14 protein-coding genes are annotated in these 16340 nt (G+C 54.7%); 8 read left to right on the top strand and 6 right to left on the bottom strand.

Annotated elements, in window-relative coordinates:
* Positions 1-816 precede the first annotated feature (816 nt).
* From QU606_RS25050 to QU606_RS25025, 6 genes are all read left to right on the top strand, one after another.
* Positions 817-2727 (top strand): ATP-dependent endonuclease, encoded by a 1911-nt coding sequence (locus QU606_RS25050; RefSeq protein WP_304997750.1) that lies wholly within the window; start codon positions 817-819, stop codon positions 2725-2727.
* The gene (locus tag QU606_RS25045) at positions 2720-4435 is read left to right on the top strand and encodes a UvrD-helicase domain-containing protein (RefSeq protein WP_304997749.1); all 1716 of its coding nucleotides are present in this window, start codon (positions 2720-2722) and stop codon (positions 4433-4435) included. The genes QU606_RS25050 and QU606_RS25045 overlap by 8 nt, the downstream gene beginning before the upstream one ends.
* A 239-nt stretch (positions 4436-4674) precedes the next feature.
* Positions 4675-5967: a HEPN/Toprim-associated domain-containing protein gene (locus QU606_RS25040; RefSeq protein WP_304997748.1), complete on the top strand. Its 1293-nt coding sequence runs from the start codon at positions 4675-4677 to the stop codon at positions 5965-5967.
* A gap of 457 nt (positions 5968-6424) precedes the next feature.
* Complete coding sequence (locus tag QU606_RS25035) at positions 6425-6880, top strand: hypothetical protein (RefSeq protein ID WP_304997747.1); 456 nt, start codon at positions 6425-6427, stop codon at positions 6878-6880.
* A gap of 13 nt (positions 6881-6893) precedes the next feature.
* Positions 6894-7847 carry a hypothetical protein gene (locus QU606_RS25030; protein WP_221399164.1) on the top strand — a complete coding sequence of 318 codons (954 nt, stop codon included), beginning with the start codon at positions 6894-6896 and terminating at the stop codon, positions 7845-7847.
* Complete coding sequence (locus QU606_RS25025) at positions 7840-8532, top strand: hypothetical protein (protein WP_304997746.1); 693 nt, start codon at positions 7840-7842, stop codon at positions 8530-8532. The genes QU606_RS25030 and QU606_RS25025 overlap by 8 nt, the downstream gene beginning before the upstream one ends.
* 32 nt (positions 8533-8564) lie before the next feature.
* On the opposite strand, the gene mobH is transcribed toward QU606_RS25025, so the two are convergent.
* Positions 8565-10289, bottom strand: coding sequence for a MobH family relaxase (gene mobH, locus QU606_RS25020; protein WP_304997745.1), 1725 nt, complete (start codon positions 10287-10289; stop codon positions 8565-8567).
* 231 nt (positions 10290-10520) lie between these two features.
* On the opposite strand from mobH, the gene QU606_RS25015 reads away from it, so the two are divergent.
* Positions 10521-10718, top strand: a complete 198-nt coding sequence (locus QU606_RS25015; protein ID WP_304997744.1) for a hypothetical protein — start codon at positions 10521-10523, stop codon at positions 10716-10718.
* Positions 10719-10845: 127 nt separating this feature from the next.
* Here the strand turns inward: QU606_RS25015 and QU606_RS25010 are convergent, their stop codons facing one another.
* Both QU606_RS25010 and QU606_RS25005 read right to left on the bottom strand, forming a co-directional pair.
* A complete protein-coding gene (locus tag QU606_RS25010) occupies positions 10846-11808 on the bottom strand; it encodes an ArdC family protein (protein WP_304997743.1) in 963 nt (320 codons plus the stop codon).
* Positions 11809-11919: 111 nt separating this feature from the next.
* Positions 11920-12249: a hypothetical protein gene (locus QU606_RS25005; protein WP_304997742.1), complete on the bottom strand. Its 330-nt coding sequence runs from the start codon at positions 12247-12249 to the stop codon at positions 11920-11922.
* A gap of 452 nt (positions 12250-12701) precedes the next feature.
* Here QU606_RS25005 and QU606_RS25000 point away from each other — a divergent pair, with 452 nt between their 5' ends.
* On the top strand, positions 12702-13112 hold the full coding sequence (locus QU606_RS25000; protein ID WP_304997741.1) for a DUF3742 family protein: 411 nt from the start codon (positions 12702-12704) through the stop codon (positions 13110-13112).
* On the opposite strand, the gene QU606_RS24995 is transcribed toward QU606_RS25000, so the two are convergent.
* From QU606_RS24995 to QU606_RS24985, 3 genes are read right to left on the bottom strand one after another with little or no spacing between them, the layout of a single operon-like run.
* Positions 13105-14643 (bottom strand): conjugal transfer protein TraG N-terminal domain-containing protein, encoded by a 1539-nt coding sequence (locus QU606_RS24995; protein WP_304997740.1) that lies wholly within the window; start codon positions 14641-14643, stop codon positions 13105-13107. The genes QU606_RS25000 and QU606_RS24995 overlap by 8 nt on opposite strands.
* A gap of 10 nt (positions 14644-14653) precedes the next feature.
* Positions 14654-14962, bottom strand: a complete 309-nt coding sequence (locus tag QU606_RS24990; RefSeq protein ID WP_304997739.1) for a hypothetical protein — start codon at positions 14960-14962, stop codon at positions 14654-14656.
* 3 nt (positions 14963-14965) lie between these two features.
* Positions 14966-16312 carry an integrating conjugative element protein gene (locus tag QU606_RS24985; protein WP_304998649.1) on the bottom strand — a complete coding sequence of 449 codons (1347 nt, stop codon included), beginning with the start codon at positions 16310-16312 and terminating at the stop codon, positions 14966-14968.
* Between the last annotated feature and the right edge of the window lie 28 nt (positions 16313-16340).

Raw genomic sequence — 16340 nt, 5'->3', positions numbered from 1 at the left:
TGGGATCCTATAGCTCCCTTGTGTGAGGGAATAGGCCGCTGGAGTGAAAGGAATTCGGTTGTTGGTGCTTTTGCAGCGGGAAGTCGTGGCGCGATGTTTGATGCCAGTGGGGAGACGCGAGATGAGCGGCGCTGCGACGGATACACCCTGGGCGAGGATTATCCTTGGGCTTTGCGCTCTTGCTGGCATCCTTTCCATGTTCAACGTGACCTAGCCGAAACTCCTTTGCGCACATTCTGACTCGAGTGGTAGCACAAGGCAATCACTTGCTCCAGGCGTGATGGCATTATGCCGTCGGCGCCCGTAGCTGTGATTCGCCTAAAGGGCAGACTCTGTTCGGAGCTACCAGTTTTTAAGATGGAAACTGTCGCTGGGAGCATTAAAAAAGGGGGAATCGTTTTTACCACGGGTTACATGTACCCCCGTCTATGCCCTCATATAAGGGGGGGCTCGTAAAATGAGGAGTTAACCTCGGAAGGCATGTGTGAAGCCTGTCTTTGAATAGCTTATCGGCGGTGTCAGGCATTCTTCAAATGCTCTCCGGGTCGCCAAAACATTTTGGCTTGGCTCTAGAACGGCAGTTCCAGGCAGAGAAAATTGAAGTCTACCCTCATTATTGCTCCCAACCGCACCCGATATGTGAGCGATCGAGAATGGTAGTTCATGACGAATTCCAGCATGACTCCGTTGGCTTTGTCGCTGTGCAAGCAAGAGCTGCTCCAGCTTGGAGCGATTGAGGCAGCATCCATCACGTATCAGTTATTGCACGCTTCAGCTCAATAGGATTTGATCTGCAAAACAAGGATGGAGTCTTTCATGTACCTCGCTGAGCTGACGATCAAGAACTTCCGCAAATTGCGTGACGCCAAGCTGAAATTTCAGCCGGGACTGAACGTGTTGGTAGGCCCAAACAATGTGGGCAAAAGCGCCGTAGTCGACGCGCTTCGAACCCTTCTCGCGGGTCATGATGAACCGTACCCCCGTCTTGATACTTCTGACCGACACCGTCCCAACCAAGGCGAGCCGGCAGGCGACATCACGTTCCACTTTGTCTTTAAAGGACTTAGCCATGAGGATGAAGCAGACTTCATTGCGGCGCTAACACCGTGTGAAGACAACGCTATGGAGGCGCACATCCATGTACGGTACACCGATGCGGATCAGACAGGGCGATTCAAAGTAAAACGATGGTGCGGTGATCATCAGGAGGTCGCGCTCACGTCCGATATGATGGAGAACCTTCGGGGCGTCTATTTGCAGCCTCTGCGTGATGCGGCCCAGGGGCTTCGTCCTAGCCGAAACAGCCAATTGGCCCGCTTGCTTCATCTTTTGACCGATGATGACGGCCGCAAGACGATTAATGATGCGCTGAAGAAGCTGGATGACGAGCTTCAATTGAACGAATCAATCAAGAGCACTCATGCCGCAATTTCCTCCCGTCACGGCTTGATGATGGGTGAGCAGTTGGCGCAGGCGCTTGCTATTGGCCTAACTGCCACGGACTTCCAGCGTCTTTCGGCAAGGCTCTCCATTACTGCAGAGGCGTTGGAGATTGAGCAGAACGGCCTTGGTTTCAACAACCTGATCTTCATGGCTGTGGTGCTGAGCGAGCTGGCTAAAAATCCCGATGCTGCCTATCGGAGTTTGATTGTAGAAGAGCCTGAGGCGCACCTGCATCCACAATTGCAGCGGGTTTTACTTCGTTACCTCGCTAGCGTGCCTAAAAGTGAGGGCGAAAAAACAGTTCAACTCTTCGTCACAAGCCATTCCCCCAATTTCGCCAGTAACTCAGAGCTTGAGGCGTTGGTCTGTCTGGTCGAGAACGAGGCAGGTGTGCAGACGTTCTTCCCCCGTGACATAACCTTTGAGAAGGGGAAGCGCGAAAAGCTCGAACGCTATCTGGATGTAACCAGAGCCGAACTGTTTTTTGCTCGTCGAGTGATCTTCGTCGAAGGGGCCGCCGAGCTCATGCTGGTCGATGCACTCGCAAAACTCATAAATCTCGATCTGCGTGAGTACGGTGTCAGCCTTATCAGCGTGGAGGGGCTCAATTTCGATTCCTTCCTGCCATTGTTCGGCGAAAAAGGTTTGCGGATTCCGGTTTCTGTAATCACTGACGCCGACCCTTTCGAAGAGGTAGAGATTCAGGGCGAGGCTCAGGGTGAATTGAGCGATGAAGTGATCGAAGATCTTCTCGCTGAGGCTAGCTACCAGGAAGAGGCTGGTGAGCCAGAGGAGGGGGAGCAGCCAGAGGACGAAGAGCCAGCTGAAGCCGAAGTCGGAGCGAAAAAGAAAAAGGTCAAGCGTGTTGAGGTCTTTCCTTCCCTTGGGGATGAGGTGCGGATCTCTAGCAATACAACCAAGATGAAGGGTATGGAAGATGCATTTGTGAAGATCTTCCATGGTTTAAAAACTCTGGAATATGACTTGGCGCTTCTTGAGGAGAATCGTAAGGCCATGCTGGCGGCTCTCGGCGATCCCCATCCACGAATTGCCAAGGCGCTGGGCAAGATCGTCAACGCTCAGCCAGACAACACCGCGAAAGCCAAGGCACTGTTTTGCGGCATGTTCGAGCGCAAGGATAGTAGCAGCAATGTGCAGAAAGGCCGTTACGCCCAGGCACTCGCCGAGCACATTGCTAAGCATCCTGGCTGTAAGGTACCCGAGTATCTGGAGCAAGCAATCCGGCACGTCTGCAAGGGAGTGAACAAGCATGAGGATGTCTGATGAACAGAAAAATGTCATCGGCGCCGAGTTGGGTCCGATTTCAGTAACGGCGTGTGCTGGAAGCGGAAAAACCGCTACCGCAATCAGGCGTCTGATCGCAGTTCGGCAAAAGATGGAAAAAAGCCGAGGTCGTGTCGTGCTGTTGTCGTTCTCCAATGTGGCCGTCAACACGTTCAACAAGGGATATCAACAGCTCGCGTCGGCGCTGCCGGATGATGCCAATCGCAAGCTAGTAGAGGTCAACACGCTGGATGGTTTTTTTACGCAGCACGTACTTCGACCTCATGCCTATCGGACCATGGCAGCGACCAAGGCTGCCTACCTCGTAGCAGGTTCTGAGCCGTTCCTGAGTAACTATCAGTATTGGCCAGGGGGAGATGACCGCCCGCTCACGGTCAAGGAACTAAAGGTAGGAATGGAAGAAGGGAGTCCCTTTTTCTTCGTCGATACCCACGCTGGGCCCGCACATCTTGTCACCTGGAAGGCGCTAGATTCTGTCACACGGCTTGGCAGCACAGGCGCTTACACCCATGACCTCGGACGCTACTGGGTTTATCGAACCTTGGTAGAGCAGCCGGCTGTGCTTCGAGCTTTAGTAGCCCGTTATCCGCAAATCATCGTTGATGAGTCTCAGGATCTGGGCACGCTGCATCAGGCTATCTTGGAACTCCTGATAAAGGCCGGTGCAACCGTGTCCCTCATCGGGGACGTCAATCAAGGCATCTACGCTTTCGCGGGCGCTGACGGCATGTTTCTGCACACCTACGAGGCGCGGGCCGGTGTCACCCCATACAAGTTGACTCGAAATTATCGTTCGTTACCACCGATCATCGACATTGCGAACCGACTTTGTGGCAGGAACGACAAACCAGATCGAGATCCCGAGGCGGGGGGAGCTTATTTCATTGGGTACAAAGATTCGGAACTCCCCAGGCTATTTGACTCCTTCAAAGCTCGAATCGACGAGTTGAAAATGCCGCACGACGATGCAGCAATTATCTGCAGATCGGCGGATCGAGCAGTGGTGCTGGCTGGAAAGGTCGCTCCTCCGGGACAAGGCACCGTTGCCATGTTCAGTGAAGCGGCGTTGCTACGAGATAAGCAAGGGCGCTATCAGGAGTGTTTTAAATGTGTATGCAGAGCTGTCGTCGGTTTGCTGAATGACCCTCCCCACGGACTCAGTACCGAGTTACAAGGTGCCCCGTATGAGGGATGGATGCTGCGGTTGAGGCGACTGATATGGGCCTTTATTCGCGATGAAGAAGCTGGTTTGCCATCCTCAACTCTCATTGCCAAAACCGATTGGCATCCTTGTCTTGTGAAGAATCTTAAAATCCTACTTGCGAAGATTGAAAAGCAGTTTGGATTGAAGGCAGTTGGCACCTTTGGTAACAAGCTGGCAAAGACCAAGCTCCTAGAGCTCCCGCTTGCTGGTGAAGGTGCAGATGCCAAACAGGGGCCGGGTATCAGGGTAGAGACGGTCCATCAGGTAAAAGGTGAGTCCATCGGCGCAGTGCTGTATGTGGCGAAGAAGCCCAATGTCCAAGCGTTATTGGCTGGCACCGATAGCGAAGAGGGTCGTATCGGTTATGTGGCGGTAACCAGAGCAAGAAATCTGTTCTGGTTGGCAGTTCCAATTTCCTGCATCAAAGAGTTGCGCGACGAGTTAGGTGTGGCTGGTTTTGAGGAGCTTCCTGCTTTGAAGTAGATACGCACGAGGAGCGCAGCCGCGGGGGGTAGACAGACTGCGGTAATGACAGGGTACGGTAGTCTAGATTTGCTTACCAAAAATGGTGTCATCTTCAAGGGTTTGTGTATCGCCTTTGGGAAGATGTTTGATATCGACGGGCGCTATCTCGGTTCTGAAGTTGGAGGATGTCTGGTGTACCGCCATTGCGGCCAGCATCGGGATACCAATAACAGGTCAACTCTAGGTGATAAGATTTCATGAGCACTCCAATCACACTGTCTGTAGGTGGTATTGATCTAACTTATAGTACGGGCTACATGGGTATAGACCACGGTATGCTCTATCAGGAGAGCGATCGCCGGTTCCGTCGTCACGGCAATATTGATTACGACTATGCTCATAACCCGGAAGACCTGCGCCAAATGGAGTTATGTTTTTCACGAACTCTTGGTTCTATGGTGTCACGGTTGGAACTACTCGGATACACAATGGGCTCGGTCAAATCGGAGTATGAAACGCAGGTCGTGCTCGACCGCGATCAGTTCGCCGAGTATGAACCCAACGAAGTCCGGCCCGAGCGTTTGACGTTCGAACAGTTTGTCGACTTCGTCAAGGCGTATGCTTTGAGGGACCTTAAAAACGAGTATGTCCAAGGCTATGATGCTGAGCATGCGCAGGGACAAGGCCGCTTCGCCGCTGACCCAGCGGTTTCGCTACTGCCGAGTGGGGTTTTCGACCGCGACATCGGAGGTTATTCCGAGCGCAGCCACTTTGGCTCTCTGATCGGCTTCTTGAGCCCGTATTCTACCCTTCGGGTCCTTGCTGAAAATCCTGCCAACCTGAACGAAGACGTTGTCTGGGATTACGGCATCTTCGTTGATGCAGGCTGGGCAAAAAACGAGGACTTCGTCGGCAACGCGCGTCGAACCCAGACTTATTTGGTCGCGACTGAAGGCACATCTGATACTCACATTTTGAAGCGCGGCCTATCGCTGCTAAGGCCAGATATCGAGGATTTTTTCCGCTTCATCGATATCGAAGACCGTCACCCCTTCTCCGGCACTGGAAATCTTTCGAAATTCGCTGAAGGGTTGGTAAAAATTGACGTTCACAATCGTGTGATCTTCCTCCTAGACAACGATGCTGAAGGCATTGATACCTACCGAGGCCTTCTTCAACGCTTCAAATTCCCAGTAAACATGAAAGTGATGGTGCTACCCGACCTGAATGAGCTGCGCGACTTCCCGGCCAAGGGGCCGAGTGGGGTTGCGAATGCTGATATCAATGGCTGCGCTGCAGCTATCGAATGTTACCTCGACTTCAGGTTGGAGGGCCGCCCATCACCACAGGTCACTTGGACGAATTACAAGGAGTCACTGGGTATTTACCAAGGCTCGCTCGACTACAAAGATAGCTACGCGAAGGCGTTTTATAAGACCACCCCTGAAGCTGTTGAATCAGGCACCTATGACGCGAGTAAGCTAAAAATTGTGATAGCGGCGCTTCTCGAGCAGTGCAGTGGCATAGCTGTACAGATACTCGATTCTTAGCCGCAGGTGTTATTGCCAGCCAGCACAGCATTGACCTAGTGGCTGAAACCTTATTGATTCAAGCTTCTACCTTATGAACCGTTACCACTGCTTTTTTTGCGGATTGCTGTTGGAACATCATGGCATCGGCCAATAGGTCAATTCGACGCCAGTGCCAACAGCAAGACCGTCGCAAACGTGTTCTTGCACGGCCTGCGAAATTGGGTGATCACGTCTTTGCATCTGCACTTGCTTGAGCGGATCCTGCGCGGGGCCTAACCGCGGACGACCCACGTCTCTGGGAATCTAAAAACCATGTTGTTCGCTCGCTTGGCAAGAGCTAAAGGCATCTCTCCAGGGATGGCGGTTGAGGTACGCAGCCACTATCCCGATCGTTCATATTTACCGTCATGATGGCCTGATGGTACTGTCAGCTACCCGCCGCGCTGGCGCGACAGGTCAACAGGAGGTTCGACGTATGGGTGCAATGGAAAAGACGTTGGTGTCCTCGCCTTTTCTGGCGGGTGGCGCTACGACGCGAACTGGTGAGGAAAAGATCCCAGGCTACTACTCTGCTGCCCTTGACATGTGGGTTGTCGATACCGCGGAGGGCATAAAGCCTATCATCGCGCAAGGGGCGCTGAGCGAGCTCCTCACCAAGACGAAGGTAAATGCTGAGCAGGATGATGAGGCTACCTGGCAATTGGAGCTGATGACGAAGACTGCCCAAAACGTCGAAAGCGATGACGAGCACACTCGGGAAGCAAACCATCTCCTTCAGCTCGTGACCAAGACCGATTCGACTACCGAACGCGACGACCGCTGCGAAGCCACTTATATCCTTGAGTTGATCACCAAGACCAATCTCCAACTGGAGCACGACGACAATGGCGATCCCACCTTCGGACTGGATACCCGGTACTACGAAGGCTGATGGGGAAACGCTCATGTTGTTATTGGTTACCAACCGTCGTGATATCACGATGGACTACATTGTCGCCGAGGTGCGTCGTCGTAACACTCCATACTTTCGCGTGAACACGGAGTTGCTCCCACAATCCTTGTGCACCATGGATAGTCATCCTCGTACAGCGTGGTCAATTACGCTGGATGGCAAAACCATCCGTGGCGACCAAGTGACGGGCGCCTACTTCCGCCGGCCTGGCGCCCCTATCGTGCCTGATGAGGTGGTCGATCCGGGAGAGCGAGCCTACATCGAAGCCGAATGGAGCAGCTTTTTAAAGAGTCTCTATACGCGTCTGGATGCCTGCTGGCTGAATGCACCTGCCAGGATTTTCAACGCCGAGGACAAGCCCCTTCAGCTGTTGATGGCTCACGAGATTGGCTTTAATGTGCCGGCCGTAGTTATCACCAACGACATTCGATCAGCGCGTCAGATTACCCAGGTTGATCAAGCCATTGGCAAGCCGTTGCGCCAGGCCGTTTTGGCTGGCGAACGCGAACGTGTCATCTTCACCAAGCGCCTCGATACCTTGGACGACGGTCAGGCAAGAGCGATGGCGTTGACACCTTTCATTGTCCAGGCCGAGGTTGTGAAAAAATATGACGTCAGGGTCACCGTAGTAGGCGAGCGCCTCTTCGCCACTGCGATTTGGTCGCAGGAGCACAGCGAGACCGAGGTCGACTGGCGCCAGGGCAGCAGGCCAGATTTACGGCACGAGAAAATCAATCTACCTGTCGAGATCGAACGGCAGTGCCTAGAGCTCGTCTCGCGTCTAGGACTGCGATACGGGGCAATCGATTTGATCTGCGACCGACAAGGCAAACTGTGGTTCCTGGAAATCAACCCGAACGGCCAGTGGGCATGGATTGAGAATCTAACCGGGTACCCAATCGCTTCCGCTATTGTGGACAATCTAGTCGGAATTTCTCATGGCTGATGGGTGGGGGCGGTTGAACCGAGTAATACGGTTCACATGGCCGGTTGTGGTGGATCTGTCTCCAGCACAAAAAGCTGCTGATGATGAATGGATGCGTAGCATCGCGACATCGGTAAGGCAGGGGAATTGGTCGAAGGACAGCGAGGTTGCGCTTGATGAGTCGCGCCGCCTTTTTGATGCTGAGGTTGATCGACGAAAGGGTGCTGATGCCAAAGCCGGCATTTACCTTGCCGCCATAACGGCACTTATTCCTGTCTTGGTCTCCCTGCTGCCAAGCCTTTGGAATGACAAATTGAGTAAGGTGCTTGGCTTCACTGGGCTCTTCGTCTTCGCCTGGGCAGTTACGTATTTGCTGCGCGCCGGCGCATGGGCATTCAGCACATTAAAGGTATCTGGGTTTACTCAGCTTGGGCCTGGTGAAATCGCCGCGAGCTGGAAAAAAGACAGCCCCAAAGCGGCTCTGGCCAAACAGCTATCAATAGCGGTCCTTTGTAACTACTCACTCGTGAACAGAAAAATCACCGGGATCAAGATGACTCATGAATATCTCTTGAGGGCATTCCTGGGCTTCACACTGCTGATGGTTATCCAAGTGGTGTGGCCGGTCGGGACTTGGCTGGTGGAGCAGGGCATCCGCTTGTTCAAGCCTGAGGCGATCAATCCCCTGATCATGTGCTTTTCGTGAGCAAGGGAGGACCAATGGGGCACTCCGGATACTTAATTCGTTTCGATTTTAAGAAAAGGATTATCGAGTGGCATCAATTCAAAAAATAGCTTGGGATCCTCAATCAAGTAGCCCTTCAAAGTTGTTTTCTTCCTAGGGCCTTGCACTTGGCATGTCCAGATATTTAGACCGTTGTTTCGCTTCTTGTGAATCTTCAGCTTCTCAAACTGCTTTTGCACCCAACGCCATTCTTCGATCTCTTGGCAGGTGCCCTGAGAGATACCGGGAAACTCCTGCGCGTAGCGTTGGAAGAGGCCTGGAGTGACCAGCAATACGCTGCCACTCACCGTATGGATTTTAGCCTTGCTGTCGTTGATGATCAGCTTGTGGCTGAGAATGCCTTCCTTGACCCAATTCAGGAACGCCGCGCCTGGGTTGTCTGACTGAAGCGTTGAAGTTTCGACAGCACTTTCTGACAGTGCGTCCTTGGCCTCGGGCTCTTCCAATTCGAACATGTCCAGCAGCGTGCCCAGGTAATCGGCATCCTCTACTGTCAAGGTATCCGGCTGCGGTTGACTTTGACCTGATCTTGTACTGGCTGTCTCGGGCGTTGGTGTTGGTACCGGGGTGTCAGTTGAGTGGTCATGGGCCTCAATGCTCACCGTTCCACTGAAAGCCTCAGGCCGGTCTTTATTCCTCCAAATCAGTGCTGGTTGGAGGCGCAAAAAGGTAAAACTCTGCCGCCAGTTGTCTTGCGCGACAAGCGCAGTCCAGATGGCTTTGCCTTCCGGCGTAGACTCAACCAATCCATGCGATTGCAGCTCGTCGAACACCGCGAGGTTAGACGAGGGAATGCCTTCAATCGATTGCGACAGCAGATAGGCTCGCAGCTTGTCTGTGACAGTCTTGCTGACCAGCCATAGTGAGTCGTGCGTCAGCCATCCCGCGGCACCTGGCTGGTTGAGTTTCAGTTCGTGTTGAACCAGATGGCGCAGTCCGTTGATCAAGTGATGTTGCAACGAATGGATTGGTGCGTGCAGCGCCTTGCTCGGGTTGCCACCGATGTTCTGTGCGGTGGAAACACGGTCTGCTTGCATCACCAGGTCCCCCAGCACGCCGGCACGTTCGTACTGGCCCGCCAGGACATAAAGCAGACTGGCCCACAGCGATGGAAATCCACTGAGCCAATCGAGGATCGGGCGGTCGAGAATCTGTATGTAGAGCAAGCCTGCGGCGGCGCCGTGCAGGTGGTAGTCACGACCTTTGAGGTAACGAAAACGGTAGGGTTGATCCAGGGAGCCCTGCCAAGGATGCCAAACACTGCCATCCTGGCGTTCGACCAGCAGGTCCACGGCGATTTTGCCGATGTCATGCAGCAGGGCACCATAGGCGATGCCCGCGGACCAGGCGTCGGTCTGGGCGGCTTGGTCTTCGGGTGCGGCGCCGGTGGGAAGCAGATATGACTGACGCAGTTTCAGGCTACAGGCGACCAATTCCAGTCCATGGTCAAGCATGCCGCCAAGATAAGCATGATGGTGCGTCTCGCTGGCTGGAAGCTGCTGGACCAGCTCGACGTAGCGATGGATCGGATTTAAATAGAGCTGGCTGAACTGCGAATAGGAGAGGGCGGTGTACTGCCAGATGCGATCGAGCAACTGGCGGCGGTGCTCCGCGGCTAACAAGTTATGGGGCGACTCGACGGGCAAGTAACCTTCAGCGACGTTTATGGTTGATGGCGGAGGGGGCTTCTGCCTTTTGCGGCGAAACAGACTGAGCATCGTGGCCTCTCAAGAAATGAAAGGGTCAATGGCCTTTTAGCCTTTTCGGATAGGGCTCTTACCCTTGAGTCCCCATTCCCCTTCCAACCCTTACCCGTCCTTTTGCCGTGTGTCCCTTTGTGCGGCAATCAGAATATCGATTTATCCTGGTGCCGTTTTGTTGGATGCGTGCGCTGGTACGAAAAAGGAAAGTGTCGGTACACTGCGGTGCGAATTTTATCGGGTCTTGCCATGAACCTCACTGATGCCACGCTCATACTGCTGCTCGCGGCACATATCCACGGGACAGACGAAGCTATTAGGGCCTCGGCGAAGAGTGTGCTCAAAAAGCTTCCACGCAGCAAACGCGATCTGATCTACAAGGTGATCGACAGTCGCAGCCCGCTCGATCTTGTTAATTATCTGGCACAGAATCTAGAAGCGGAATGACATGCTGCGGGCGTATCTACTTGCCTGCTCTCTGTATCAGAGCCATACGGCATGAGGCTTTTTCTGGACAAAAAAGGGCCCAACTTATGTTGGACCCTTTGAAGGGTTTGCTGCAGTGAGGTAACGATCAAGCTCCGTCGTTTGTGCATTGCGGGCCATCCATGACCGTCTGTTTCCGCTGCAGTCCCGGATTGAGCACATACTCCGAAGCACATCGGGCTTGACCACTGGCTCGGAAGATCGCGCGGTTATCAGCCTTGAGCAGGCCGAGCCAAGAGTCGATGTACCCCTCATGCCGCAGCTCCCCCTGTATACCGGCGTAGGCACATAAAAAAGCAGCGCCCATCTCGGCGATCAACTCCTCAAACGCGTAGCCTGGCGAGCCGAACGGACAGGCTGACGTCACGCCTTCGCGCTGCAACCGGGAGTGATGCCCGGTCCAGTGCGTCAGCTCATGAAGTGCAGTGGCGTAGTAACCGCCTTCATCGTGAAATTGTGCCTTTGTCGGCAGTTGGATGAGATCCCTGATCGGGTGGTAAAAAGCTTCGTCAGCAGCTCGATGAATAATGTTTGCGCCTGAACTTAACAACAGTTCCTCCGCCACGCTGTTTGGGAGGAAGGGATCGCTCGGTTTCGTCTCAAGAACGTTTTCGCTGAGCGTTTCGATCCCCTCAGTTTGCTCAATATTGAACAGAAAGTGCGTTCTGAGAATGCCAAAGTGGACGACCTTGGGCTGACCGTTTTCATCGAGTACGGTTTGACCCGACTCGGTCTGCTCCTCGCGCTCCATCGGCTTGTAGAGCACTGCCAGGGTGCTGTGCTCACCCTTACGGATGTGCCCTCCGGCTTTTTTGGCTTGGTTGAAGGTCAACCAGCGATCTTGAACGAACCCCTGCAGCCTGGCCTCGGCCCAGAGCAACGGTAAATTGATGCCCGAATAGGGGCGCTGTGTGATGGCGTTAATGGGATAGGGTTGGTGATGACCAACGTCAGCTGAGTCACTTGAGGACCACGGTTTGATCCAGGGGGCTACGCCTTGGTCTAACGCGGCAACAATTTTGTCAGTCACGTCTTGGTAGATATTACGCATGGCATTTTCCTCAAGAGGAATCGGAGGAACGCCTTGCCCGTCGGGGAAGGGTTCCCCGGTGGGCGTTGGATTGGATTGATGCAGGATTACGTGCAGTCTGAGTGTGTAAGTTCAGCGTTGATGCTCTTCCGCAAGCGCTATCAATAAGGCATCAGGCTGGTCCGGTGCCTGAAGCAAGCTAAGGCTCAGTTGCAGCAACGGTTCATGACTCGTTTCACTCGCTGAGGCAATTTTGGTTACCTCGAACACCACGTAGAGTGCGTTTGGATCGGCAAGGTGAGCTTTGAAGGCTGCCCGTACCACGTTGCTCAGCCTATCGAGCTGCAGCTTTTCAGGATGATTTGAGTCGTCGAGCAATACTGCGTGTTGCCACGCGTCTGGAGTAAACACAACGGGCAAGCGCAGCGTGTTCAGCGTTTCTGATGTGAGTAAATCGGACATGGTGTACCTCCGTTGAAGGCGCGAAGAAACCTGTCCCGTGCGGGAAAGAATTTCCCGCGGTGGGTTGAAGAAAAAACAAAAGGTTTTGGGGCGAGCAGAGCTCGAAAAGCGCTCAGAAGGGCAGTAGGCGTTCATCACCGTATAAAACGATGATCGTGCGAGCTACCGAACGCTAATCGCACTTGGGGGAACCATCACCGGAGTGACGTAGCTTTGAAGGCTCTGGCTACCTGGGAAGGTGCTGTCGATAACAGCGGCCCGTATCCTCTATGTAGCTGGATGATTTGGATGGGTCAACGGCTATAGAGGCGCTGTTGCGCGAGGTGGATCTTCTGTCTTCCAGTGAAGAGTTTTAGACCGAGCAAGCTGATAAACGGTTAAGCGTGGGCGGTTTTCAGTAGTAGGCTGTACTCTCGATTTCCACAGGAATACGCTCAGAAGAGGGCGCAATCATGCCGGCTCAGCAGCCAGTTCAAATTTCCCGTGCACACCGCTGGGCATATGCATGCGGTATGTCGGCCAAACGTGGTTATCGCAGGTTGAAAGGGTTTGAATCTCGTGTAGCCAAGCGTGCGGTGGCGGCGGGTATGCCTGCCGGTGGGCTATTGGTTCGCGGGAGCTTTCTGGTTACGAAGCTGGCATTAGTCCTTGGATTGCTCTTTATCGGTTTCTGGCTGGTCGCTTCTGTGGTGACGATAATCGCTGTAATTGGGCTTCTGGTGTCCAAGGCTGCTATTGACGCGGATCTTGACGGCAATGATCCAGGACCAGATTTTTTGGGGGCCAACTCCTATCTAGGCAATTACGACGACAATGGCCATTACATCGGTCATTCCAAATCATCGAATAGTGATATCAGATGATCCTCTTCGTAGCACCCATCAACTGATCTGTGCCTTTGCCTGCCGCGCCATGCGCTGCCTTGCTTGCACTTCCTAGCATCCCTTCAAGGCTGCTGCCAATTGAGTAGCCTGCCCAGCTCATACCAACCAGAAATAGACCTGGCAGAACCAAGAACATTGCCCCCATCACATACTCAATCACCTGCGCCGTGACCGTTCCATCCATAAATCCGGATGTCGGCAGCGACAACAGCACCTGATTGGACGCCGACACCTGGTTGTACAAGGTATCGAGCATGCTGGAGTCGACCCAGCGGGCCAACTCCCACCAGAAGGTGAGCATGTGCAGCGTGAACAGTGCGAACGTTACCGTCATGACGGTCTTCAGTTGGTAGGTACTGACCAGCAGGATCAGCGGCAAGCTGATGATGACACCCATGATCAAGAAAGCCTGCACCATCGGCAGGGCGGCGCGTAGCGCATTCATTGCCGGGAAGTTGCTGAAGGAACCGAGGGCCAGCCCAGTGTTGGTCGCCAGGTTATTGAGCCCCTGATTGATCGACCCACCGCGGGCACTGGAGCCATAGTCCTGGTAGACCTGTCCTGGCGACATGGACATTGATTGTTGGCGCGGGCTGACCAATTCGCGCAAGGTAGCGTCTTCGATCCCGTTGCTTGAGCGGCCAGTCAACCAGCCTTTCAACTGAGTCAGCAGCGAAGGATCGACCTGCTCGATCAAGCGCCCGCGCAAGCCGACACCGCTGTCGCTCCACCACTGCTTGCAGGTGGGGTAGCCCGCGCCATTCTCTAACCGAGGCAAGGAGACATCGCGGTTTTCATCATAGGGCCAGTCGACGCGCGGTGTGCGTGAACGATCCGTATCGTAGTAGCCGGGCGTGTCGAGAAAATAGCTTGAGCCTATCCAAGAGGCGTCATGACTTTGTGCCTTATCCAACTGTGGGCGGTTAGTGAACAGTCGAGAACGGGAATAGCCATAGCAGTCGCGAGTGAAGTCGGCGACTTCCTGCAGCAGTACGTGGCTGTCGATGCGCGATGTGTCAATCTCCATGCGTATTTGTCGAATATCCGGTGCGCAAGGTATGGAGGCGGTGGCTGCCGCGGTGATGCCTTTGCTCAAGGCATGCACCAAAAACCACCAGATCGGTACGTTGGCGGAGCGTTCGCCAATGGTATTGAAGGTCGTCCCCCAGGCGGTTTCCGCTGGCTTAGCCACGCTCACGCCGCAGCGCTGACTCGTCGCATCATCGAACGCCATTGACGTGAGGCTCAACGGAAAGACCGGCGCGCAACCGAATAACACGACGATGTAGGCCAGCCACAACCGGTTCTCGATCCGCGGTACCGAGAGCAATCCCTTGTTACCTTCATCCGCGCCTTGCTGACGGGCCGACAACCATTCTTGCAAGATGATTGCACCAAAGGGCGCGGCGAATAGCCCAGTGTCGGACAGGACACTCCAGAGGCCGTTGTTGATGATCCAGGCCAGCAGCGAGAGGTAAAACTCCAGGTAGCTGTTGGTGCTCATGAGCATGGTGGTGACCTCACAGTCGGGTGAGTTCGACGCAGGCAAAGAACACGAGCCCTAGTGTCCCGATGCGTTTCACGCGCAGTCGATCCTCTGGTCGATGGCGGTAGCGCCGAAGCAGATCCCACCAGAGCGCAGAGAGGGCGCCGTAGAGCAGGGCACGCCACCATCGCAGATAGGGCCGTAAGGATTCGAATGCCTGCTGCCAGGCCTCGAAACTACCCAGCGCAGTGCGGCCGATCCAGGCGACCAGTGCGGCGGTCAGAATCATCACCGCGGCAATCCCCAGACCTGAAAGTAAAGTGAATAGCGGTGCGCGTTTCATGGCTCACTTGCGCTTGGCGTCAGCATCATGGAGTCGACCGGGCTCGGGGTCGCCTTGCTCGACGGTACGCGAAGCACTGGCACCACCGGCATGCCGATCGAGCACCAGGCTGGCGGTGTTGGTGGCCAGCATCTGCCGAACCTGCAGCTCGGTTTGTAGCAGGCGTATTTCGCGCTCCAGAGCATCGATGTTTTTCGTCAAGGCCGTCTGTGCCGGTTCGGCTGAAGCGAAGTTCGGTTCGTGACTGCCCGCCAGCAGCGTGCGTAGTAGCAGCAGTGCTTTGTCGAGCACACTGGATAAGGCCGTCTCACTGGCCAGGCGCTGCGCCAACACATCCTGATCAGGATCGTCGCGCAGGGCTTCAACCACACCTCGTGTCACCGGCAGCATTGAGCTGGAGGCTTTAGCCAGATTGTCAGGGGTTAGCGGTAGAGAGCCAGACAGCAACCCTTGCAGGGCCTTAAGGCGTTCGCTGTAGGCTTCCTGGATCAGCGGCGTCAATCCGCTGCCAGCGGTCGCACGCAGGGTTTCGCAAGTGTCGCAGGTCGAGACTTCGCTCTCGCCCAATACGCGAACGGCCCATTCGGATTCCTCTTGGGGTGAATTCCATGTTCGGCAAATAGCCCCACCCAGGCAGTCGCTGCTACTAATTGAGGTGCTGTCATCCACCGACCGGTTATGCAGCAGGTTATAGCCCGCGCGCACCACGTCGGCGGTCACTCGAATGGGTGTCTGCCCATTACCTCCTGCCTTCGAACCGCCAATCCAGGACACCCCATTATCGCCATTACGAGCCTCGGTGTTTTTTACCGCGGCCACTGCATCACCGCCGGTTTGCTCCAGATTACCCTGCATCTCCTGGTTCTTGGCCAGTGCGCCCCAGCCGGCTTGACCGACCTTGTCTGCCATCTTTTCGGCCATGGCCTGGCAGGTCAGCTTGGAACGGTCGAAGTCGATACGCCCCTGCAACACCCCGTTACTGAGCAACTCATAAAGGCCGGGATTGGCGCGCTGGATGATCAACGCTGGCAGCGACATCACCGCTTGGGTCGCGTTTTGTACAACGCTGCCCATGATCTGCTGGAAACCTTCGGTGACGCCGTTCAACTGGTTCTGCAGGGTATTGGTGAGGCTCATGTTTCCGCACATCATGTTGGCTCGCCAGGACCCGCCGACCCCGAGACCGCTGGGTCGGTAAAGCGAGCTCGGTGAGCCGACTGCTGAACCGCCACCGATGGTGTACATCACCCGGTCGTCGAGCACTTCGCCCTGCGTGCCCAGCCGGTAATTATCCTCGGCGGCGGGGACATGGGGCGCAATGGCCAGCAGTCCACAGAGCGACAGACTCATCACGCTAAACCGTAATTGCGCGAAAAAC

The sequence above is a fragment of the Pseudomonas sp. OVF7 genome (assembly GCF_030644265.1).
Classification (GTDB): Bacteria; Pseudomonadota; Gammaproteobacteria; order Pseudomonadales; family Pseudomonadaceae; genus Aquipseudomonas; species Aquipseudomonas gorinensis.
Note: the sequence above shows the minus strand (reverse complement) of the source record. Positions and strands in the feature narration are given on the sequence as shown.